21 protein-coding genes and 1 tRNA gene are annotated in these 21,756 nt (G+C 65.2%); 5 read left to right on the top strand and 17 right to left on the bottom strand.

The genetic code is table 11. The features are described from left to right. The first annotated feature begins 7 nt into the window (after positions 1-7). Positions 8-520, top strand: coding sequence for a DUF2141 domain-containing protein (locus IE113_RS03035; RefSeq protein WP_229822111.1), 513 nt, complete (start codon positions 8-10; stop codon positions 518-520). A gap of 35 nt (positions 521-555) precedes the next feature. Here IE113_RS03035 and IE113_RS03030 read toward each other — a convergent pair whose 3' ends face one another. From IE113_RS03030 to IE113_RS03020, 3 genes are all read right to left on the bottom strand, one after another. Beyond that, positions 556-1,290, bottom strand: coding sequence for a phosphocholine cytidylyltransferase family protein (locus IE113_RS03030; protein ID WP_189538900.1), 735 nt, complete (start codon positions 1,288-1,290; stop codon positions 556-558). Positions 1,291-1,387: 97 nt separating this feature from the next. Then, positions 1,388-2,488 (bottom strand): inositol-3-phosphate synthase, encoded by a 1,101-nt coding sequence (locus IE113_RS03025; RefSeq protein WP_189538899.1) that lies wholly within the window; start codon positions 2,486-2,488, stop codon positions 1,388-1,390. A gap of 93 nt (positions 2,489-2,581) precedes the next feature. Continuing rightward, the gene (locus tag IE113_RS03020) at positions 2,582-3,592 is read right to left on the bottom strand and encodes a CDP-alcohol phosphatidyltransferase family protein (RefSeq protein ID WP_189538898.1); all 1,011 of its coding nucleotides are present in this window, start codon (positions 3,590-3,592) and stop codon (positions 2,582-2,584) included. Positions 3,593-3,824: 232 nt separating this feature from the next. Here IE113_RS03020 and IE113_RS03015 point away from each other — a divergent pair, with 232 nt between their 5' ends. After that, a complete protein-coding gene (locus tag IE113_RS03015) occupies positions 3,825-4,670 on the top strand; it encodes a CDP-alcohol phosphatidyltransferase family protein (protein ID WP_229822109.1) in 846 nt (281 codons plus the stop codon). A gap of 43 nt (positions 4,671-4,713) precedes the next feature. Then, positions 4,714-5,937, top strand: coding sequence for a M20 metallopeptidase family protein (locus IE113_RS03010; protein WP_189538896.1), 1,224 nt, complete (start codon positions 4,714-4,716; stop codon positions 5,935-5,937). Positions 5,938-6,040: 103 nt separating this feature from the next. On the opposite strand, the gene IE113_RS03005 is transcribed toward IE113_RS03010, so the two are convergent. The 11 genes from IE113_RS03005 to IE113_RS02955 form a co-directional block, all read right to left on the bottom strand. Next, the gene (locus tag IE113_RS03005; protein ID WP_189538895.1) at positions 6,041-7,975 is read right to left on the bottom strand and encodes an ATP-binding protein; all 1,935 of its coding nucleotides are present in this window, start codon (positions 7,973-7,975) and stop codon (positions 6,041-6,043) included. Positions 7,976-8,153: 178 nt separating this feature from the next. Continuing rightward, positions 8,154-8,948, bottom strand: a complete 795-nt coding sequence (locus IE113_RS03000) for a LytR/AlgR family response regulator transcription factor (RefSeq protein WP_189538894.1) — start codon at positions 8,946-8,948, stop codon at positions 8,154-8,156. A 47-nt stretch (positions 8,949-8,995) separates the two neighbouring features. Continuing rightward, on the bottom strand, positions 8,996-10,156 hold the full coding sequence (locus IE113_RS02995; RefSeq protein WP_189538893.1) for a sensor histidine kinase: 1,161 nt from the start codon (positions 10,154-10,156) through the stop codon (positions 8,996-8,998). Positions 10,157-10,215: 59 nt separating this feature from the next. Next, a complete protein-coding gene (locus IE113_RS02990; RefSeq protein WP_189538892.1) occupies positions 10,216-10,929 on the bottom strand; it encodes a DsbA family protein in 714 nt (237 codons plus the stop codon). 11 nt (positions 10,930-10,940) lie between these two features. Further along, positions 10,941-12,305 (bottom strand): M48 family metalloprotease, encoded by a 1,365-nt coding sequence (locus IE113_RS02985; protein ID WP_189538891.1) that lies wholly within the window; start codon positions 12,303-12,305, stop codon positions 10,941-10,943. Positions 12,306-12,313: 8 nt separating this feature from the next. Then, entirely contained in the window at positions 12,314-13,228 is a 915-nt protein-coding gene (locus tag IE113_RS02980; protein ID WP_229822107.1) for an alpha/beta hydrolase, read from the bottom strand. A gap of 118 nt (positions 13,229-13,346) precedes the next feature. After that, positions 13,347-14,801 (bottom strand): PAS domain-containing protein, encoded by a 1,455-nt coding sequence (locus tag IE113_RS02975; RefSeq protein WP_189538890.1) that lies wholly within the window; start codon positions 14,799-14,801, stop codon positions 13,347-13,349. A 125-nt stretch (positions 14,802-14,926) separates the two neighbouring features. Further along, the gene (locus IE113_RS02970; protein ID WP_229822105.1) at positions 14,927-16,180 is read right to left on the bottom strand and encodes an MFS transporter; all 1,254 of its coding nucleotides are present in this window, start codon (positions 16,178-16,180) and stop codon (positions 14,927-14,929) included. Further along, on the bottom strand, positions 16,177-16,533 hold the full coding sequence (locus IE113_RS02965; RefSeq protein WP_229822104.1) for a DUF2141 domain-containing protein: 357 nt from the start codon (positions 16,531-16,533) through the stop codon (positions 16,177-16,179). Before IE113_RS02965 ends, IE113_RS02970 begins: the two co-directional genes overlap by 4 nt. A gap of 59 nt (positions 16,534-16,592) precedes the next feature. Then, positions 16,593-17,327 carry a sterol desaturase family protein gene (locus tag IE113_RS02960; RefSeq protein WP_229822102.1) on the bottom strand — a complete coding sequence of 245 codons (735 nt, stop codon included), beginning with the start codon at positions 17,325-17,327 and terminating at the stop codon, positions 16,593-16,595. Positions 17,328-17,409: 82 nt separating this feature from the next. Next, the gene (locus IE113_RS02955) at positions 17,410-19,014 is read right to left on the bottom strand and encodes a DEAD/DEAH box helicase (protein WP_189538888.1); all 1,605 of its coding nucleotides are present in this window, start codon (positions 19,012-19,014) and stop codon (positions 17,410-17,412) included. A 307-nt stretch (positions 19,015-19,321) separates the two neighbouring features. Here IE113_RS02955 and IE113_RS02950 point away from each other — a divergent pair, with 307 nt between their 5' ends. Next, a complete protein-coding gene (locus IE113_RS02950; RefSeq protein ID WP_189538887.1) occupies positions 19,322-19,486 on the top strand; it encodes a DUF1289 domain-containing protein in 165 nt (54 codons plus the stop codon). A 25-nt stretch (positions 19,487-19,511) separates the two neighbouring features. On the opposite strand, the gene IE113_RS02945 is transcribed toward IE113_RS02950, so the two are convergent. Together IE113_RS02945 and IE113_RS02940 are read right to left on the bottom strand one after the other, a co-directional pair. Beyond that, positions 19,512-20,018: an MmcB family DNA repair protein gene (locus IE113_RS02945; RefSeq protein ID WP_189538886.1), complete on the bottom strand. Its 507-nt coding sequence runs from the start codon at positions 20,016-20,018 to the stop codon at positions 19,512-19,514. Between the two features lie 54 nt (positions 20,019-20,072). Next, positions 20,073-20,516 carry a hypothetical protein gene (locus tag IE113_RS02940; RefSeq protein WP_229822101.1) on the bottom strand — a complete coding sequence of 148 codons (444 nt, stop codon included), beginning with the start codon at positions 20,514-20,516 and terminating at the stop codon, positions 20,073-20,075. A 105-nt stretch (positions 20,517-20,621) separates the two neighbouring features. On the opposite strand from IE113_RS02940, the gene IE113_RS02935 reads away from it, so the two are divergent. Next, a tRNA-Arg gene (locus IE113_RS02935) sits at positions 20,622-20,698 on the top strand. 247 nt (positions 20,699-20,945) lie between these two features. Here IE113_RS02935 and IE113_RS02930 read toward each other — a convergent pair. Next, complete coding sequence (locus tag IE113_RS02930) at positions 20,946-21,302, bottom strand: hypothetical protein (protein ID WP_189538885.1); 357 nt, start codon at positions 21,300-21,302, stop codon at positions 20,946-20,948. Positions 21,303-21,756 lie beyond the last annotated feature (454 nt).

The following is a 21,756-nucleotide window of genomic DNA, read 5'->3' as shown; positions in this document are numbered from 1 at the left end:
AGTGCCCATGATCATGCCGAAAGGTTTGCGTGCCCTGGCCGCGTCATTCGCGCCGATTGCGCTGGCATCCGCCGCGCTGGTGACCGCGACCGGCACTGCCGCGCAAAGCACCCCCACCCCGCCGCCGGGCTGCACCGGGCCTGCCAGCCAGACCTGGCTGAACGTCGTGGCCGAAGGGCTGAAGAACGGCGAAGGGCTGCTGGCTGTGACGCTTTACGCCGACGATTCCAGCAAGTTCCTGGTCAAGCGCGGGTCGTTGTATGTGGGCCGGGTGAATGCCCAGGCTGGCACCACGCGCGCCTGCATTTTCGTGCCCAAACCCGGCGTCTATGCGCTGGCGCTGTACCATGACGAAAACGGCAACCGCTCGTTCGACCGGACCGGTGTGGGCTTTCCGGCCGAAGGGTTCGGGTTTTCCAATAACCCGGCCACGCTGGCAGGGCTGCCGACGTTCAAATCGGTGCGGCTGAACGTGCCCAAGGCCGGGCTGACCACCCGCATCCAGATGAAGTATCCCTGACCGCCTGACCGGATCGGGGGGGCACCCCGGTTCGGTCAGCCGTAGATTTCAGGCAGTTGCGCCGGGGCCTGCGCTTCGGCGAGAGCGTGCATGTGCGGATCGTCCACGTCCAGCCACCATGCCGAGCCGATGTCGAGCGTTGCGGCGCGGCCCGCATCGGCCAGCCGCTGCATCCCTTCGGACAGACTGCCCGCCTGGCCGGCGTCGATCGCCGCCTGGATGGCCAGCGCCAGTTCCGGCGTGGCCAGAAACGCCCCGCAATCCACCGCGTCGTATTCGGGAATGGTCTTGCCGATGGCACGGATGAACCCGGCCTCGTCCATCTTGACCCAGGTGGCGTCATCCGGATCGACCAACGGATTGTCGCAGCGCCGATCAATCGCCAGCGTCACGCCCCGGTCCGCGCCCCCGGCCTTGGCAAGATCGCGCAGGATCGGCGCGGAAAAGATGTGGTCCGACATCATCAGCAGGTAATCGCCGTCGATCACGCTGGCCCCGGCCATCACCGACCAGCCGTTGGGCTTTGACCAATCCGCCACGCGCTGCGCCTCTACCGGAATCCCGGCGCGTTCGGCCAGCGCGGGCAGCGCCGCTTCCAGCCGATCCGCTTCGTGGCCCGTCACCACCACCACCCGCTTCACGCCCGCCGCCTTGGCCTGGCGCACGCCCAGTTCGAGCAGCGGGATGCCGGCAATCGGCGTCATCGGCTTTGAATCGGAAATGTCGCGCAGGCGGCTGCCAAAGCCGGCGGCAATGATCAGGGCGTCCATGATGGGGCTTTCAGGTTCCGGAAGGCTCAAAAACACAGCGGCGCCGGTCAGCCTGAACCGACCGGCGCCGCCAGTGTGCGTCAGTTAGACCGCGCGCTTATTCAGCGGCCAGCGGCGCAACCGCAGCGTATTCGTCCACCATCTGGGCAGCAACGTCATCGTTGAACTGCTCCGGCGGGTGCTTGCAGAAGTAGGCCGACGGACCGATCAGGGCGCCGCCCTCGCCACGCTCCAGCGCGACCTTGCAGCAACGGATCGCATCCATCACGCACGCGGCCGAGTTCGGGCTGTCTTCCACCGACAGGCGCAGTTCCAGGTTCATCGGAACGTTGCCCCACTGGTTGCCTTCCAGGCGCAGGAAGCACAGCTTGTTGTCCTTCTGCCAGGGAACATAGTCGGACGGGCCGACGTGGATGTTCTCGTCCTCGAGGCGGGTGGCAAGCATCGCCTGCACTGCTTCGGTCTTCGATTCCTTCTTCGAACCCAGGCGCTGGCGATCCAGCATGTTCATGAAGTCGGTGTTGCCGCCGGTGTTGAGCTGATAGGTGCGCTCAACCGTCACGCCGCGGGCGGCGAACAGGCTGGACAGCACGCGGTGGACGATCGTGGCGCCAACCTGGGCCTTGATGTCGTCGCCCACGATCGGCACGCCGGCAGCGCGGAAGCGGGCTTCCCATTCCGGACGGCTGGCGATGAACACCGGCATGCAGTTCACGACCGCAACCTTAGCTTCTAGCGCGCATTCCATGTAGAATTCGGTGGCTTCCTGCGAACCGACCGGCAGGAAGTTCAGCAGCACTTCGGCGCCGCTGTCCTTGAGGGCGGCGATGATGCCTTCCTTGGTCGCTTCGGGCGCGTCGGCCACGATGAAGCCCTTTTCACCGACCGTGGTCATGTGCGGGGCAACGCCGTCCGACACGCGGCCCATGATCACCTTCGCGCCGGTGGCGGGAACGTTGGGCATGAACACGGTGGTGTTGTTCGGCTGGGCGAATATCGCTTCGGCGATGTCCTTGCCCACCTTGCGGGCGTCGACATCGATGCCGAGCACGAACTCTGCATCACCAGCGCCATAGCCGCCGATCTTGTCGTGGATCAGACCTTCCGACGAATTGTTCTGGCGGTAATAGGCAACGCCCTGCACCAGCGAGCTGGCGCAGTTGCCCACACCGATGATGGCGACCTTGATAGGCTTCATTTTGGTTCGATCCCTTCCGAACGAAACTGCGAGTTTCCGCGAAACCCGCCTCATTGTGAAATCGCGCGCCAAAAGCAAGAAGTTTAGCGCGCGTCAAGCTGAATGACGGGCCATCACCGCGATGACGACAACCAGCCAACCCGCCGCGACGATGGCAAATGCATACAAGGCGAAGCTGGCCAGCCCCGCCACGATCAGAACCGCCCCGGCAAACGCGAAGAAATCGCGCATGGTCAGCCAGGTCAGCCATTCCATCACGCGTGAGCGGCGCTGGCTGAAGTGGACCTTAACCGCGTTGAACGTCAAGCCTTCCTTGCCGTGCCTGCTGCGCAGCCCGATCACGGTCAGCCCGGTGACCAGCATGGCCAGTCCGGCTGCCCCCGCCAGGGCTGCGTCAGTGATGCCCTGAAGCTGCAAATTCCACGCAACTCCGCCAATGCAGGCGAAGTTGGTAGCCGCATCGATCAGGCTGTCGAGCCGCGCGCCCTGCGGGCTGGAGCGGAACGTGGCGCGGGCGATCTCGCCATCGACGCCGTCGAAGATCGAGGCAGCCTGGAACAGCAGCGCGCCCGCGATCAACCCGCCGCGCGTCCCCAGCAGCAATGCCGCAAGCATCGCCACGGCCAGAAGCGCAGTGCCCCAGGTGGCGTGTACCGGGCGGATCCAGGCCAGCCTGAGCAGGCGGCGCGAGATCGATTGGGAAATCGGACGGTTGATGTGGCGGGAAATGATCCCGTCGCCCGCCTTGGCCGTCTGCCGCACGATTCGCCGTTCCAGCTCGGCAAGCGATTCGCCAGCGGTGCGCAGGCTGGCGATGCCTGCCGGGGCGGCCGGGGCAGGCAGCGTGCCTCCGGCCAGCGCCATGCCGGGCAGCGCGTGCGCGGCGGGGTGGGCGGCCAGGGCCTGTGCCTCGTCCATGAATTCAACAACCGCGCCTGCGGCGAGCCGGGCGACCTCGGCCTGCAGTTCCGCGCCGGGCTGCCAGGGGGCCGGCGCGGTTATCACGATGTGGGAATATCCGCCCTCGGCAGCAGTGCGAACCGCCCGCGCGGCAAGGGGCAGGCCGGCCACCAACTGATGCGCCACCGGAGCATCGGCGAACACGAGGAGGGCCGTGGTCTTGATCGTTCAGTCCTTTGCGGCTGGTCAGACTGCAATTAATTGCGGCGAAAACCGCGCGAGACACTGTTGCTGGCGACCGAACGGCATATAAGGGCGCACAAGGCGCTCGCCAAGGGGCGGGCGGGCACAACAACACGGGGCAAACGTGGCAGGATCAGCCGGAGCGGCACAACCACCCGTGGGCGCACCCCAGCGCCCACAGCGTCCGCGGGAATTGCAGGACCCGCTTAACCACTACCTTTATCATCCGCTGGCCTGGCAGCTGGCGCGGCGGCTGGCGCATACGCCGCTGACGCCCAACATGGTGTCGGTGTTCGGCGCGCTGATGGTGATCGCGGCGTCGATTGCCTACACCAGCCTGCCCTATCCGATTTCGGCGGCGCTGGGCATGGCGCTGCACATGGGCTGGCACGTGGTCGACGGGGCCGACGGCGATCTTGCGCGGCTGACCGGGCGGTCCAGCCCGATTGGCGAGATGGTGGACGGGCTGTGCGATTACCTCAGCCATATCGTGCTCTACCTGGTGCTGGGCTGGTGGCTGTCGGGCACCGGCGGCACGTTCAGCGGCGGGATGGCGTGGGGCCTGATCGTGTTCGCGGGCATCAGCCACGCGGTGCAGGCCAACCATGTCGAGGTGCAGCGCCGCCAGTACCAGTGGTGGGTCTATGGCACGCCCTGGCTGCGCCATTCGCATGGCTCGCAGGATTCGGCGACCTCGCGCACGATGTTTTCCGGCCTCGTCTCGGCCTATCTCAATGTTGCCAGCGGGATGACGCCGGACGCCTTGCGGATCGACGCGGCGGTTTCGGCCGCGGCGGGGGACCGCGCGCGGCTGGACACCATCGCCGCCGCCGTCCGCGCCGAAGCGCCGCCGCTGCTGCTGCTGTGCAAGATCCTGGGGCCGAACCCGCGCGCGATCGTGCTGGGGCTGTCGATGTTCGCGGGCAGCCCGGTGTGGTACATGCTCTATCAGTCGCTGGTGCTGAACGCGCTGCTGGTGGTGTCGGTGCTGGCCCACAACGCGGCGGCGCGGCGGATCGCGGTGAAGATTGACGCCTGATTTCAGGGCCTGATCTCTCGACAGGCGGGCAAGGGCGGCTATCATGCCGCCCATGCTGACCTCTCCCCTGCTTGAAGCCGCCCGCACCATCGCGGATGACCTCACCGCCCTGCGCCGCGCGATCCATGCCGAGCCGGAGCTGGGCCTCCACACGCCGCTGACGCGCGACAAGGTCCGCGCCGCGCTGGCGGGCCTGCCGCTGGAGTGGCGGGAAGGCCCCTCCACCACCGGCCTCGTCGCCACGCTGAAAGGCACCGCCGGTTCAGGCCGCAGCGTCCTGCTGCGCGGCGACATGGACGCGCTGCCCATGCCGGAGGAAACCGGCCTGCCCTTCGCCTCCACCATCCCCGGCACGATGCACGCCTGCGGACACGATGCCCACACCGCGATGCTGGCCGGCGCGGCGCGGCTGCTCTGCGCGCGGCGCGATAGCTTGCGCGGCGAAGTGCGGTTCATGTTCCAGCCGGGCGAGGAAGGGCACCACGGCGCGCGCTTCATGCTGGATGACGGGTTGCTCGGCGGCGGCGCGCATGGGCCGCTGCCCGATGCCGCCTTTGCCCTGCACGTCATGCCCAACGCCCCGCACGGGCTGGTGACGGGCAAGGCCGGGCCGCTGATGGCGGCGGCGGACCAGCTGGAGATTACCGTGCGCGGCGCGGGCGGCCATGCCTCGATGCCGCATCAGGCGCACGATCCGGTGCCCGTGGCGTGCGAGATCGTCACCGCGCTGCAAGCGCTCGTCACCCGCCAGTTCGACGCGCACGACCCCGTGGTCGTCACCATCGCCCGGATCGAGGGCGGCACCGCGCACAACGTCATTGCCGACTTCGCGAAGCTGAAAGGCACGATGCGCACCCTCTCCCCCCGCCACCGCGCGCGGCTCCACGCGGCGGTGCAGCAACTCGCCACCGGCATCGCCAGCGCCCACGGCCTCAGCGCGGACGTGGTGATCGAGGAAGGCTTCCCCGTCACCATCTGCGACCCCCGCGCGGTCGACCTGGCCGAAGCCGCCGTGACCGATCTGTTCGGCCCGCCCGCCTGGCGGCGGCTGGAACGCCCGATCATGGGTGCGGAAGACTTTTCCTATGTGCTGGAACAGGTCCCCGGCGCGATGCTGTTCCTGGGCGTCTCGCACGAAGGCGAGGACTGGACCCAATGCTGTGGCATCCACTCCACCCGGATGCTGCTGGACGAAACCGTCCTGCCCCAAGGCGCGGCGCTGCTGGCCGGACTGGCGGAGCGGTTTTTGGAGCGGGGGTTTGGGTAGGGGTTTATGCCACCCTTAAGCCCGCACCCCAACAAGCCCAAAGCCGCCCCACCCCCAAACACACCGTCACCCCGGACCTGATCCGGGGTCCCGCTTTCACTTCTCAAGCTACGCCTTCGACAAGCGATGGTTGCTCCGGTCTGGGGGGATTTATGAAGCTCTCAACTTCAGCCTCATTCAAGAACGGCGCCGCCTTGAGTGCATCATATAGATTAAGCATTCGACGTTCTGCTCGTTTGATGAAGTTCTCAAAGATCATACCTTTGGTTATGACCTTGCCTTGAACGATGGGCTCCCAGTTTACCATGTCCAAGCGCGTCCCAAGCACAAAGCACGTCACAGCTGTCGATGATGATATGTAGCCCAACCGAAGGAGCTCGCGTGCATATTTGCTCGCCTGCTCCATCTGTTCGTCTCGAATCACTACACCCGGCCGCTTCAATTCGACGATCACCAAATGTTCAATCTGATCCGGTTCCCCGTCGTCGCGACCGTACGATGGACGGCTATAAAACCCAATGCTGCTGTCCGGGAGGATCGCAAAATCAGGGCGGTTTCGCGTCGGCTTTACCTCCGCAGCCCCGACATCCCCTTTGAAAAGTTTCGTGATTACCGTCGCCATTGCCATGTTGGACGTGAACTCGATCGACTCGTATTCTGGCCCGAATACCCATAAAGAGCGCTCAAATAGCGGCTGCAAATCCCGGACCTCATCAGCCGTCTCGTCTCGCAGAGTCTCGTGCATCTGCCGGACCAGTTTCAGCCGTGTTTGGATTTGATCCAACGCGTCTTTGGCCACCCGCAGAGTCCAGTCAGTCAACAATTGGTTGAGTGCATCGAGATCCCCGGGCGGAAGGTCGTGCAGCTTTCCTATCAGCGAGTACTTGGAGGATGAAGCTTCAAGGTTCGCAAGTATTCCAGCAACTTGGGTCAGCTCGTCCCCGCTAAGGTTCGGACATCGATCAGCGACCTGTTCAACGAACTCATTTACCCGCTCTCGACTCAGTGGCGGCAGTCCACGCGAGTAGCCGTCAATACGCTCGTGCACTTCGGCCTTAATCTCCGCACGGCGGCTAGAAATTGCGTGTCTGACAAGATTGCGAATATGCTCGATCACTAGGTTTCGGGCTTGCTTCCACGCATCGTCATCTGAATCGAAATCGGACCAATCGGCCTTCACAGACTTCTCCAGAAAATCGGCCAGAACGATGAATGTAAAACGTTTTGCCTCGCTTGTACGCCCATCGATGACAGTAATCAGATCGTTGCCGCGCCACCCGATTTCACCAACAAGGCGCTTATTTACCCACCAGGCGATGCCATGCTGCCGTGTGGTTTTGTCCGCCTTCTGAGCGTCTATCATTAGGACTTTGGCGACACCAAAGCCTGGCACGTCTACGTCTGACCAGGCCATCTTCTCCTGCGAAAGGTCTTCGAAAGTAACGGGCACTCCGTCCACGCTCACAACGAATGCTGGGTCGGTCAGAAAACGCGAGCCGATGATTTCGCGCACCTGGTCAGCATTCAAGCCAAGCGGCGTTTCGCCCCCCGTAATCTCCGTTCCATGTCCATTTACGTCCTTCGAAATGTCGACTTGTTCAACATCAAAAGGCCTCTCCATGGTCCGGCAGCGTGACACAACAAAGGTGTGTTCCTTGCCATCACGCCAAGTACGGACCCGATAGGGATCTCCAAATAAGAATGCAGCATGGCGCCCCTTTCCGTTTTTACCGTGTACGGTACGCGGCGCGGCATTCTCTAAATCAGCCGGCGGAATACTCCGGGAGCCCTGTGCCTCCAGTCTGTTGTAGTTAAGCATTCGCCAGCGAAGCATGAAATCCTGAGCGCGCATGCCTTCACCGTTGTCACGAATCCGAAATGGACGTCCCACACGTGGCCAATCGATGTCCACCCGCGTGGCATGTGCGTCCCACGCGTTTGCGACAAGCTCGACAATAGCGGTTGATGGATCAGTGATAATTTGTCCCGCATAGCTCGCGAGAAATCGATCTCCAAAAAGTAGCCCGCTATCGGTCACTCACTTTCCTCCCCTCAACGTCCTGCAAGCACTATCACAAATAGTAACGTGATGTTGCAAAGGGGGAAGAGGCTTTAGGGAAAATTACTTTCGATTCAAGATTCTGCTGATCCTGAATTTTCTCCAAGGTGAAGCTGATATTCGGCCTTCGAACCCAGCACTCCCCCGCCAAGCCAACTCAATGCACGAACCGCGCCACCACATCACGATAGCTGCGCGACACTTTCACATCCGCCCCGGATTCCAGGATCAGGAAACACTCGCCGTTGGTGTGCGGTTTGACCTGGCGGACCTGGTTGAGGTTGACGATCCAGCTGCGGTGGACGCGCTGGAACACGCGCGGGTCCAGCCGGCGTTCCAGGTCCTTCATCGTTTCGCGCAGGATCAGGCTGTTGTCGGCGGTGTAGATGCACATGTAATCGCCCGCCGCCTCGATCCGCTCGATCGAATCCACATCGACCCGGAAGATCTGGCCGCGATCCTTGATGTTGATCAGCTTTTCATAGCGGGCGGTGCCTTCGCCATCGTCGGGCATCGCCTCGATCGCGTCGGGGGCGACTTCGGCCAGCACGGTCTTGAGCTTTTCGGCTTCCTCGGCCGAGCGCTTTTCCGCCAGGCGGGTGCGGACGCGTTCCAGCGTGTCGGCCAGCTTGTCCTCGTCCACCGGCTTCATCAGGTAGTTGACGGCGTTCGCCTCGAACGCGCGGACGGCGTGTTCCTGATAGGCGGTGACGAACACGATCAGCGGCGGTTCGATCTCCATCACGCCCTTGACCACGCTGAACCCGTCAAACCCCGGCATCTGGATGTCGAGGAACACCAGGTCGGGCTTCTCCGTCTTGATCTTGCGGATCGCCTCGCGCCCGTTGGAGCAGGTGTCGATGATCTCCACGTCGGGGAATTTTTCCAGCCGGAGCATCAGCCCCTGAATGGCAAGCTTTTCGTCGTCGACGATGATCGTGCGAATGGTCATGGCATTTCCAGGTCCTGTCCGCCGCCCGATGTGCGGCGTGGGAAGTATCAGCCCGCGATCCCGGCGCGCCGCTGCTCTGGCAGGGCGGCGGGCGCGGTTTCGCGGCGTTCGAAAGGCAGCTCGATCAGCACGGCAAACCCGCCTTCCGGCGGCTCCATCGTTTCGAAGCGATGGTTCTCGCCATAAGCCTGGGCCAGCCGGTCACGAATGTTCGCGAGGCCCACGCCAGTCGATACAGGTTCGCCGCCATCAAAGGTCACGCCGCTCAACCTGTTGCTGGCCGCGCTCATTTGCAATCCCGGACCCGTGTCCGAGACGACGATACGAAGGTTCTGGCCGACGAGTTGCGCCGAAATCGTGATCTCGGCCCCGGCCTCCTGCGTGCTGACCGCGTACTTGATCGCGTTCTCCACCAGGGGTTGCAGCAGCAGCGAGGGCAGCAGCGCCTGCTCGGTCACCGGATCGATCCGGAAACTGGTGCGCAGCCGCTCCTCGAACCGCATCCGCTCGATATCGAGGTAGAGCTTCAGCGTGTCCACTTCCTGCGCCACGGTGACCCGCCCGGTCGGCTCGTTCACCAGGGTATAGCGCAGGAACGAGGACAGGCGGCTGAGCATCGCGTTGGCCGGCTCGGTCTGTTTCAAGAGCACCAGCGTCGAGATCGAGTTCAGCGTGTTGAACAGGAAATGCGGGTTCAGCTGATAGCGCAGCATCGCCAGCTGGGCCTGGGTGGCCTGGTTCTCCAGCTGGATCAGCTGGTCGTTCTGCTCCTCGATCTGGAGGAAGAAGTTGATCGCATAGTACAGCGCCGACCACGCCCCCAGCAGCGTCGCATCGAGGTAGAACAGGCCGATGAACCGCTGCGCGAAGCCGACCGTCGCGTCGCCGTAATAGAGCTCGTTCACCCAGGCGTCGATGAAGGCATAGAGCGCCACCGCGAACGGCAGCATCAGCGCCGTCACGCCCCAGGTGATCAGCGGGCGGCGAGTAATCAGCTGGCGGTAGATCACCGACAGGATCAGCGTGATCGAGAACCCGGTCAGCGTGGAGATCAGCACCAGCACCAGGAACGAGAGCGACAGCCCGTTGGCCAGCCCCGACATCGCGCGCAGCAGCATCGCCCCGCCCCAGCCCAGCGCCTGCAAGCGCCAGAACGCGCGGTTCTTGTTGGCGAAGAACGGGGTCGGGCGAAAGGGCAGGACGGCCATAGACGCGTTCTAGCAGAAAACCGCGTGGCCAAGCCACCGGTTTGCAGGGCCGATAAGGATCAGGATTGCTCGGCCTCGCGAATGGCCTTGGCCAGCGCCTCGCGCCCGACCGCGCCGGTCATCAGCTGGTCGCCGACCACCCAGCTGGGCGTGCCGTCGATCCCCAGCGAGCGGGCATAATCGAGGTTGCCGCTCAGCTCTGCGTTCACCAGCGGGTCGGCCAGGAACTTGCGGGCCCGCTCCAGGTCCAGCCCGGCGGTCTGCGCGGCGGCGGCGATCGTTTCGGCGCTGGGCCGACCGGCCGCGAACATCGCGTGATGGAACTGCGCAAAGCGGCCCTGCTCGGCCGCGGCAAGCCCCCACTTGGCCGCATCCGCGCTTTGCGGCGAGAGGATCGGCAGATGCCGCACCACCACCTTCAGCTGCGGGAACTCCTTGATCAGCGCATCCACGTCAGCCACGCTGGACCGGCAGAAGGTGCAGGCAAAGTCGGTGAACTCCACCAGAGTCACCGTGCCCTGCGGGTTGCCCAGCACTGATCCGGGGAACGGCTCGAACAGTTTGCCGCCCACGCTGGTCAGCTGCTTTTCCGCCTCGCGGCGCTGCAGTTCCTGCATGGCCTGCGGCAGGATTTCCGGATTTTCCAGGATCGTGCGCTTGACCGCTTCTTCCGTGCGGTTGGATTCGAACAGCCAGCCGCCGATGGCCCCGACGATGAGGAGAATCAGTCCGGCGAGTGCGAACAGGATCGATCTGGCTTTGCTTTCAGTCATGACGGACAGCGCTACTTGCGTTTGCGCTGCTGTTCAATCGCCGCGCGGGCCTGCATGGCAATGTCCTGCGCGCGGATCCAGTCGGGCGAGCCCTTGGGCAGGGCCGCCTCGGCCGCCTCGGCGCTGCGCAGCGCCTGCGGGAACTGCCAGCTCATCACCTGCTGCTCGGCACTGGCCAGACGCGCGCGGGCGGTATCGCCGTTGGCGGCATAGACCACGCCCAGCTGGTACCACGCGAAGGGATTGCGCCGGTCCCGCGCGACGGCGGCCTTCAGCACGCGCTCGGCCTCCTTGAAGTTGGCCGGGTCCTCGGTCGCGATCAGGGCGTGGCCGAACGTGGTGGCGATCAGCGGCTGGTTCTGGGTCTTCTCGGTCGCGCGGCGCAGCGGCTCCAGCGCTTCGTGCGGGCGGCCCGATTCCAGCAGGATCTGCCCTTTCAGTTCGAGGAAATAGGGATCGTCCGGCGCCTTGGCGAGCAGCGCGTCGGCCTCGGCCAGCGCTTTATCGACGTGGGCGTCCTTGTGATAGGCATAGGCGCGGGCATAGCGGGCGGGAATGCCCGACATCGTGGCCGGCCACGCCCGCAAGGTCTGCTGCGGTTCGGAAACATAGCCGGACAGCTTTGCCTTTACCCGCTGGAACCGGGCTTCAAGTTCCGGATCGTAGGGTTTGTTGTAGGCCGGATCCTGTTCGTAAGTGTCCTGCAAGGTCGCGATGCGGTCCGACGTCATCGGGTGGGTGCGGTAGAACTCGTTGTCGTAGGTGCGCGAGTAGCCATAGCGATACTCCATGTTCTGGAGCTTCTTGAAGAACGCGATGGACCCCTTGCCGGATATTCCGGCCTTCGACAGGTACTGCGCCCCGGCGGCGTCGGCGCTGGCTTCCTGGCTGCGGTTGAATGCCAGATACTTGCCCAGCGCGGCCTGCTGACCGGCCATGATCACGCCCATGGCCGCTTCGCCTGCCCCGGCTGCCGCCGCCGCCGCACCCAGCAGCAGCGACATGATCGAGATGCCCTGCGCCGCCTTGCCGCCACCGTCGCTGATTACGTGGCCGCCGGTGATATGGCCGAGTTCGTGGGCAATCACGCCCTGCACTTCCCCCACCGACTGCGCTTCGTTGATCAGGCCGCTGTGCAGGTAGATCGCCTGCCCACCCGCAACGAAAGCGTTGAGCGAAGGATCGTTGATCAGCACCACGTCGACATTGTTGGGGTCCAGCCCGGCCGCCGCGATCAGGGGGGCGGACATGTCGCGGAACAGGGCTTCGGTTTCCGCGTCGCGCAGGATCGATTGGGCCGCGACCGGCTGTGCAGCCAGCACCAGCAGGGCCAGTACGGCCCCCAGGTGGGCCAGCAATCGAGAGACAGCGCGCATCAGGGAACCTATCGCGACCCAGCCTGAACCGCCGCTGAAGGCGCCCCCTGCGCCGCCAGGAACGCCAGCGCCGCATCCAGCACACGCGCATCGCGGCGGAACGGATGGGCCAGTTTCATCACCGTTCCGGCATGGTCCACTCCCTTCAGCACGACCGCCTGGGTCGGCGCGCCAGCGGCGGTCAGCGCCTTGGCCAGCGCGATGGAATTGCGCGGCTTGACCGTGACGTCCTCGTCCCCGGTCAGGAGCAGCATCGGCGGGGCGCCGGCGCGGGCAAAGCGGACCGGCTGGGTCTGCGCCGGGTCGGCCACATGGCCGAACGCGGCGACCGCCGAGTCGGTAGTGAACGGCGCGAAATCATACGGCCCGGACAGGCCGATCACCCCCTTCACAAAGCCGTTGGGCACGCCCTGCCGGTCCAGCCATTGCTGTTCCAGGCCCAACATTACCGCGTTGTAGGCTCCGGCGGAGTGTCCCATCAAGAACACCCGGCCCGGATCGCCGCCCAGCCGCGCGGCGTTGTCCATGGTCCAGCGCACGGCCGCGGCGCTGTCTTCCAGCATCGCGGGATAGCGCCCATCCGCGCCCAGCCGGTAACCCGGCAGCACCACCAGGTAGCCAGCGCGCGCCAGCGTGCGACCGACAAAGTGATAATCGCCCGGAATCCCGCTGTGCCACCCGCCGCCGTGAATGAACACCACCACCGGGTGGGGTCCGGGCTGGTCCGGCGCGATCACTTCCAGCCGCTGGGCAGGATGCGGACCGGTCGGCACCTCAGCCGCCGCCACGACCGTCCCGGCCGTGCCGCCCAGCACCCAGTCGGCCCCGTCAAGCAGCGCCACCGCATTGGTTGCCATCGCATAGCGCCAGGCGCCGAACAGCGCGGCTGCCACCAGTGCCAGAATAATGAGGGTCCAGCCCATCCAGCCAATCCGCCCGCGGTCAGAAGTTGCGTTCATCCCCGCTACCTAACCCGCAAAGCAACAGGGCGCCATGCCCAAGCATGACGCCCTGCCGGTCCCCTCTCGCCAGGGTATGGGTTCAGCCGACCAGCTTGCGCGCGGCGCGTTCCAGCAGCGGCACGTCGTCGGGCACTTCGCCAACCAGCACCACGGTGCCATCGGGCATCCGGCGGGCGATCAGCAGGGTAAATTCGCTGCCTTCCGGCGCGATGTCGGCAAAGCTTTGCGGTTCGATCTTGCGCAGCTTGCGGGCCAGCGCTTCACGCGGGGTTTCGCGGGCGGCGGCTTCCTTGCCGCTTTCCTCGCGCTTCAGCCGGCGCTCTTCGTTCACCACGCCCTTCAGGCCGCCGGGTGCTTCGGACAGGAAGCGCGAGAGCGTGCCGCGCGGCAGGCCGATGCGGTGGGCATGGCTGAGCGCGGAGGCATATTCGGTCAGGCGCGTCTTGTCGTAATCCGCCCCGAACACCAGCTTCACCACCGGTGTCATCGGCGCACGATCCTGCACGGTCAGGCCCGATTCGGTCACCAGTTCATCGAACTGCGCCGGGGCTTCGACAGCGGCCAGCGAGAAATCATAGGCCCGGCCAATCGCGGCATAGAGCGCGCTGCGGGTGCGGTCTTCGGAACCACGCGCAGCTTCGGCCAGTTCACGGGCGGACGCCAGCCAATCGGCCAGTTCCATGTCCGCCGCGTCAGGCTCTGGCAGGGCTTCGGACAGGACCAGCGCATCGTCGTCCAGCGGGAAGCCCGGCATCGCCAGGTCTTCACTGCCAAAGGCGGGCGACGGCAGGCTCAGCCCGCCCGGAGCGGACGGCGCGAAATCGGCCAGGTCCAGAACGTCGTCGCCATCGTCCCAGTCGTCATGGCTGCTGCCGGTCGCGACCAGATCGGCCGGTCCATCGGCCCAGTCGGTCAGGGCATCGGGCGTACGGTGCGATTGCGGCTCCAGCGCCTGGTCGATTTCCTGCAGCAGCGCATCGGTGGTGCGCTGATCGGCCAGTTCCTTCCAGTTGATCACGCCATAGATGAAGTCGATGGTGTCATCGTCGCTGGAGAACGGCAGCAGGATGCCGCGATAGAGAATCGTCGATTCGCGCTGGTTGACGAATTCCGCTTCGAACCCGATCGGCGCCTGATTGGCGATGATCTGCATGTAGTGGTCGGTAATCCGCGACAGCAGCGAGCGGCTGGGCACGTCCTCCAGGGTCTGGATGTCGCCCTCGGTCCCGCACTCATCGGCCAGCTTGTCGCCCAGGTACTGGATCGAGGGATTCTCGATCCCCCCGGTGAAGTCCAGCAGCACGCTGTACGGCCCGAAATCAGGCAGTGCTGCCGGATCGAGATCCTCGATCGAGGGAAAATTGCGGTTGTCGAGCAGGCTGGCCCAGTGGTTGTAGGCCCGCACCTGCATGCGGCGCTCGTCCTGCCCGACCGGGCTGGGCGGTACTTCGTGGCCGTCTTCGTCATCGGCGTAATCGTACGCCGGCGCGTCATCCGCGCCGCGATCCATGAAACTGCCCCGATACGTGTCCATGTGGCTTTCCCCGCCAAGTCCCTGTCTCAGGAACCCTTTTGGCGCGACATGGTAAACGAACCGTTAAGTTGCGCCGACGATATCCGCAAAGTCGCGGCAACGTGACGTCATGGCGCCATCCCGCCTCAAATCCGTCCTTCCTCGCGCGCGGGCATCGGGGCCAGCCAGCGCATGACCGGCAGGCTGAACGCCAGAAACGCGGCCGCGCCGTGGATGGCAGTGGGCACGCCCGTCAGGTCCGCCATCAGCCCCAGCGCATAAGCGCCCAGCGCCAGCCCGCCGAACGTCACCGCCTGATAGATCGCCAGACAGCGCCCGAGGATCGTTTCAGGCGAACGCAGCTGCATCGCGACGTTGAGCGTGGTGAACGTCGCCACCCAGGCCCCGCCCGCGACCAGCGCGCTGGCCAGCAGGGGCGCCAGCGTGGTGGCACTGGCCAGCGGCACCATCATCGCCGCAAAGATCAGCGCCGCCATGCTGACCACGGTTTCGCTGCCCAGCCGCCGCCGCGCGGGGGCGATCCACAGCGCGGTCAGGATCGAGCCGACCCCGAACGCGCCCAGCAGCAAGCCGTAATCCACCTCTGTCCCGTGAACGCGCTCGCGCACGATCACCGGCAACAAGGCGTGAAAGCCCGCCGCCCCCAGGCCAAAGGTCATGCCGCGCAGCAAGATCCGCCGCACCGGGCTGGAGCCGGCGCAAAACGCGATGCCGGTGCAGATCGAAGCCAGCATCGGCTGGCGCTGCGGCGGCGGCGCATCGGGCCGCCAGCGCAGCAAGACCACGATCAGCGCCAGATAGGACAGCGCGTTGAGCGCGAATGCCAGCGCCGGGCCGGTCAGGGCGATCAGCAGCCCGCCCAGCGCCGGGCCGACGCTACGCGCCAGATTGAACGCGATCGTGTTGATCGAGATCGCCTGCGGCAAATCGCCCGGCCCCACCTGCAACCGGACCGAGGCCTGCCAGGCCGGACCGTTGAGCGCGGTGCCCGCCCCGACGGTCAGCGTGAACGCCAGCAGGGTCAGCGGACCGATGGCCCCGGCCCAGGTCATCAGCGCCAGCGCGGCCGATGCCACCAGCATGATGCCCTGCGCCGCCAGCATCACCTTGCGCCGGTCGTGGTTGTCGGCAATCGCCCCGGCAAAGACCGCTAGCAGCAGGATCGGAATGGTGGTGCTGGCCTGGACCAGCGCGATCAGCTGGTGCGACTGCGTCAGGTCGGTCATCAGCCAGGCTGCCCCGGTCGATTGCACCATCGACCCCAGGTTGGAAGCCAGGTTGGCCGTCCACAGCGCGCGGAACGCCGGAAACCGGAACGGCGCCAGCGCCCGCCCCGGCGCGGTCAGGCCGCGCCCAGCTGACGGCGCTTCATCGTTCACAGCAGATAGCGCATCTTCGCCTGCTGGACGACATCGCCGCCGGTCACGTCGAACGCGGCCTTGGCAAATTTCGGCGGACCAAAGCTGACCGGGGCGTTGCGCGAAAAGCCATAGCCTTCCTTCGGCATCATGATCGCCATGTCCATCTTGCGGTTGCCGTTCTCGTCATGGATCAGCGAGATCGCATAGCGCCCCGCCGGAACATGCCCGAACTCGATCCGCACGGTACCCGCCGCCGGAACGATCGCGGTGCGCGCCGCCGGGTCCTTGCTGCAATCGGGAAAGGCCTTGGGCTGGGCCGTCAGGCAGGCCAGCACCTGGCCCTTGGCATTGCGCAGGCCGGTGACTTCCATGCTGACCTTGCCACCACCCGCAGCCGGTGGGGTGGCAGCCAGCAGGACCGGCGCGGCAATCAGAGCCGCGACAGCCCGCGATCCGTGCCGCACAACCGGTCCCAGACGCGGAAATAAAGTCCGTAATTGCATAGATAGCTTTCGTGATGCCGCTGGTGATGGCTGGCGGTTATCAGCCAGTTCCCCAACCGCGAATGAACCAGCCAGCGCGGGAACAGTTCCCAGCCCATGTGATTGGTGACGCCCATCAGCGTCATGGTGGCCAGCACCAGCCCCAGCACGCCGATGTGTACCGGCACGACGAACACCAGCGCGGGGATGACGATCGCCCCGGTCACCGCTTCGATCGGATGAAAGCTCATCGCCGCCCAGGCCGTGGGAGGCTTGCTGGCGTGGTGGACCGCGTGGGCCAGCCGGAACACGCGCGGGCGGTGCATCCAGCGATGGGTCCAGTAGAACCAGGTATCGTGCAGGAACAGATAGACCAGCAGCGAAACCGGCAACCACCAGACGGGATAGGCGTCGACCTCGGTATAAATCCGCGTCCAGCCGTGCTGCTGCCAGCCCCAGGCGACCAGTCCGGCCGGTGCGCCGTAGATTCCGGCAGAGGCCAGCGACCAGCCCAGTTCCTGGCGGATCTGCCGGTCCAGCCCCTGGTACAGCCCCGGTCGCACGCGCCGGGTTGCCCAGGCAAATGCCCCGGATGTGATCAGATAGCGCACCGCCACGATGACGGTCATCACCAGCGCGGAAAGCGCGGCGGCGGTCCAGCCGGGATGGTCGGTTGCAAGCATGGCAGGCTTATGCCCACGCTATCGCTGCTGGTGCAAGCGGCTGCGTGGGCATCAGGCCTGTTCGTGGATCAGTTGGCGCGGATCAGTTGGCGCGGGCCGCCGGGCCGCGCTGCTGCGGGCGCCCACCGCCATTGCCGCGCGGGCGGCGGTCGCCCTGCGGACGGCGATCCCCGCCGCTGCGCTCACCCTGCGGGCGCTCGCCGCGCGGACGGTCGCCAGCCGGGCGGGCGGTGGCAGGACGGGTGGCTTCCACCGCGCCGCGCCCTTCATTGCCCAGCGGGTTGAACACCGGCCCGCGCTGCGGCGCGGCAGGACGTTCGCCGCGATACGATTCGCGTGCCTGAGCATCGCGCGAGCGGCCATCGCGGCCCTGCCCGCCCCGGCTCTGGTTGTTGTTGCGGCCACCGCCGCCAGCACCGCGGCCACCCTGCCCGCGCGCCGCCGGACCACCACGCCCGCGCGCATCGCGCGCCTCGCGGCGGGCATCCTGCTCCGCCTCGGCCGGCTTGCGCACCGGCAGCGGCAGACGGGCGGCTTCCTGCTGGAAGTTCTCCGGCAGCGGCATCGGGTCCAGCTTCACCCCGGTCAGGCGCTCGATATCGCGCAGATAGGGCTTTTCGTCCGGCGCGCAGAAGCTCAGCGCGATCCCGTCCGCTCCGGCGCGCGCGGTGCGGCCAATGCGGTGGACATACTGCTCCGGCACGTTCGGCAGTTCAAAGTTGAACACGTGGCTGACGCCCGAAACGTCAATCCCGCGCGCGGCGATATCGGTCGCCACCAGCACCGGGATGCTGCCCTTGCGGAAGCCCAGCAGCGCGGCGGTGCGCTGTGCCTGGCTCTTGTTGCCGTGGATCGCGGCGGCATTGACCCCGGCGGTCGCCAGATGGCGCACCACGCGGTCCGCGCCGTGCTTGGTGCGGGTGAACACCAGCGCGCGGTCGATCGAATTGTCGGCCAGCCCGGCCTTCAGCCGCAGTGTCAGCAGCGCCTGCTTTTCGGACTGGTTGATGAACGTCACCCACTGCTCGATCCGCTCGGCCGTGGTAGCCTGCGGCGTCACTTCGACGCGCACCGGGTTGCTGATGAACTGCTTGCCCAGGTCGGCGATCGCCTTGGGCATCGTCGCGCTGAAGAACAGGCTCTGGCGGTCCTTGGGCAGCAGGTTGGCGACCCGCTTCAGCGGCACGATAAAGCCCAGGTCCATCATCTGGTCGGCTTCGTCCAGCACGAAGATCTCGACATGGCGCAGCGTCAGCGCGCGCTGGTCGATCAGATCGAGCAGGCGGCCCGGCGTTGCCACCAGGATATCGCAGCCCGGCACCAGCGCACGGGCCTGCTTGCCCACCGGCACGCCGCCGAACACGCACTGAACGGACAGGTTCAGGTACTTGGCATAGCCGCGCATGTTTTCGGCGATCTGCGCCGCCAGTTCGCGCGTGGGGGACAGCACCAGCATCCGGCAGGCGGCATTGTTGCGCGCCTTGGGATTGGCGGCCAGCCGGTGCAGCGAGGGCAGCGAGAACGCGGCGGTCTTGCCCGTTCCGGTCTGGGCGATGCCCAGGATGTCGCGGCCCTGCAGCAGGGCGGGAATGGCCTGGGTCTGGATCGGGGTGGGATCGGAATAGCCCTTGGCTTCAAGCGCACGCAGCAGCGGCTCGGCCAGGCCAAGGTCGGAAAAATAGGACATGGAAAACTCTCAAAATGAAGCGGCGCGCACGGGATCGAACCCGCAACGCGAAGCAAGTGTCGTTCGATGCGACCCTGCGTGAAAAAGGTGGCTTCAGGCGATAACGGCGACCGTAAGTCCGGGCAGGTCTTGCGCCGAAACGCTGACCTCACGCTGCCGGGACTGCACGGGAGACTGGCTCCGCGCGCCGATTGCTGAAACTGCATATAAGCAATGTTCGCAATAAAGCAAGATAATTGCGGCCTAACAGGAAATGCGCCGCTTAAGACTTGCGAATGACTGCCGAATCTGATTGCGTCAGGTGAGTATGCATCAGCCTCCCTCCCCTTGCGACGGCACCTGTCGGATCGATCCGGTGCGGCAATGGTGCCAGGGCTGCAAGCGCACACTCAATGAAATCGCCGACTGGCCGATCCTGAAGCCCCGCGAAAAGCGCGCCATCCTCAACCAGCTGCCCCTGCGACAGGGCTAGGCCCCCAAGGGTCGGCTGGCCCAGGTCAGACGCGCTGGTCCCAACTGGACAGGCGCGGGTCCAGCACGGACAAGTGCCGCCGCAGCGAGGCTCGCGCCAGGCGCTCAACCTCCACCTTGCGGCGCGCCGCCGCCAGCGGGACCGTCGCCGCCGGGCGCAGGATTTCGGCGTCATAGCCATCCGCCACGATCAGGCCGCAGCGTTCCGGCAGAAAGCTGGCGTCTTCCATGCACGCCCGGTCCAGATGCGGGGCAAGGCCCCAATAGAACCGGTCGCAAAAGTCCAGGTAATCGGTCCACTTGCCATCGCCCAGCAAATCGGCCCGGCTGACCTTGATCTCCACGATCACCAGTTGCCCCTTGGCGTCGATCCCCATCAGGTCAGCCCGCCGCCCGTTGCGCAGGGGCATTTCGGGCAGGCACCAGATGTCGTTGCGCGCGAACAAGCGGCAAATCCCGCGCGCCACGGCCTGCGCCTCGCGACTGAAGGCGTCATCGGCGGACGCGGGTAAACTGGGGGAGGGCTCGGCCATTGTCGAACCATAGGAACATATCATGAACCACGCAAGCCTGCGCGGCCGGTCCGTCTACATGAACCGGCGCGGCATGGGCGAATCGGCCGGCGGGGTCAGCGCCAGCAGCGCGGCGCGCGCCGCATGGAACTCCTGCCACAGGGCCAGCGCCGCCGCCGCCGGGCTGACGCCGCGCGCGTGCACCGCCAGCAAGGCGGCCATGCCCGGCTCCATGATCGCGGTCAGGTCCTCGATCCCCTGCTCCGCCATGCTGCGCCGCCAGCCCCCGGCATCGCGCATGATCGCCGGGAAATTGCGCACATCCGCCCGCATCGGCTCCGCGGCGATTCCCGCCAGCATCGCCACGACCCCGGCCGCATCGTGCAGTGCTGACCACTTCATGCTCATGGCACTGGCCGAAGCCTGCCCGAATTCCGCCCGGCCAGAGCCAGGCAGCGCGCCCCCGAGAGCAGAGCCGGGAGCAAGCGAGGACGGACCGAAATTGGTAGGAGCGTTCATCCGGCGAGTCCTAGCACCGCCGTGCTTGCCAAATCGCTAACTGCAAATGAGTGATAAAAGACACTGGCGCACCGCCGCCCACACTGCTAACCGCCCACCTCACAAGCACCCGTAGCTCAGCTGGATAGAGCGCTGCCCTCCGAAGGCAGAGGCCACAGGTTCGAATCCTGTCGGGTGCGCCACCGCTTCGCGTTTTGTCTCAAGGGCTTACGCCCTCGACAAAACTGCTCGCGAGCTCAATTTTCCCATAAACAGATCATAAGCAAATTCGGCTCATCGAATCTGCGCTGATCGGGCTGTGATAGAGGCTGTCTGCACGGTGTTTCACACACGGTCTTGGGCACGGCGTCAGAACTGCGCCGTGAAGGTGGCTACAGCGTGGAGACGCTTGATTGAGCAACTCACGATGCTGACGAGCGTGAGTGACGCTCACTCCCCTCCGAGGAACGTTGCCCTTCTGGTGTAGCCTTCGATCCCGCAAGTCTTGGCTTTTTGCAGCTCGGCCTTGGCTATGGTCAGATCACGATGGGGGCCAGTGAGGGTAATGTACAAGCTCGGTGCCAAACCCTCGTAGCGAACCGTTGAGTCGCTGATGGCGGCAATCCCACAGCGTTCGAGTTCAACAATCTTGGCCTGTGTAATCTCGACTTCTTGCGGGTGGCCTTCTTGGACCGAGGCATAGATGTTGAAAATGTGGGGATGTTGCGTTTGCGAAGGCTGCGCAAGAACTGGCATCTGCGTGACTGCACATGCCAGTGCAAGGAGGCTGAAGACTTTCGCTTTCATGTGTACCCCATTTGGACATTGGGCCACCGATACCGCGCTGACACGCTCATCGACAATCATAAATAGGCCCGGTAGCACAGCGTTTCGAAACACGGTGCTTCGGCACGGTACATCGGCCTTGATGCTGGACTAAATGCGCATGGAGCACTCAGGGGCGGGGTGCTCGACGGTGGATTACTGTGAGTGGTTCAAACAGCCATCGCCGCAGGCCCAACGGCAATCTAACCTCCGTGCGCTTGTGAAATTTGGCGAAAAAGGCCCAGCCCTCGTGAAGAAAGCTGGGCGTGAGTTGGAGGTTATGGATATGCATGCATATCCGCCCCTTGGGTCGCAAGATGCTCTTAGCGAGATGGGGGGCGCGGAGCAACATGCCTTCAATTATGAAAGCATTTATTCTGACCATTACGCCCCAGCCTCGATGAGAATAGCCAGTCTTCCTTGATCGAGCATATTG

It is taken from the genome of Novosphingobium arvoryzae (assembly GCF_014652615.1).
GTDB lineage: Bacteria > Pseudomonadota > Alphaproteobacteria > Sphingomonadales > Sphingomonadaceae > Novosphingobium > Novosphingobium arvoryzae.
Note: the sequence above shows the minus strand (reverse complement) of the source record. Positions and strands in the feature narration are given on the sequence as shown.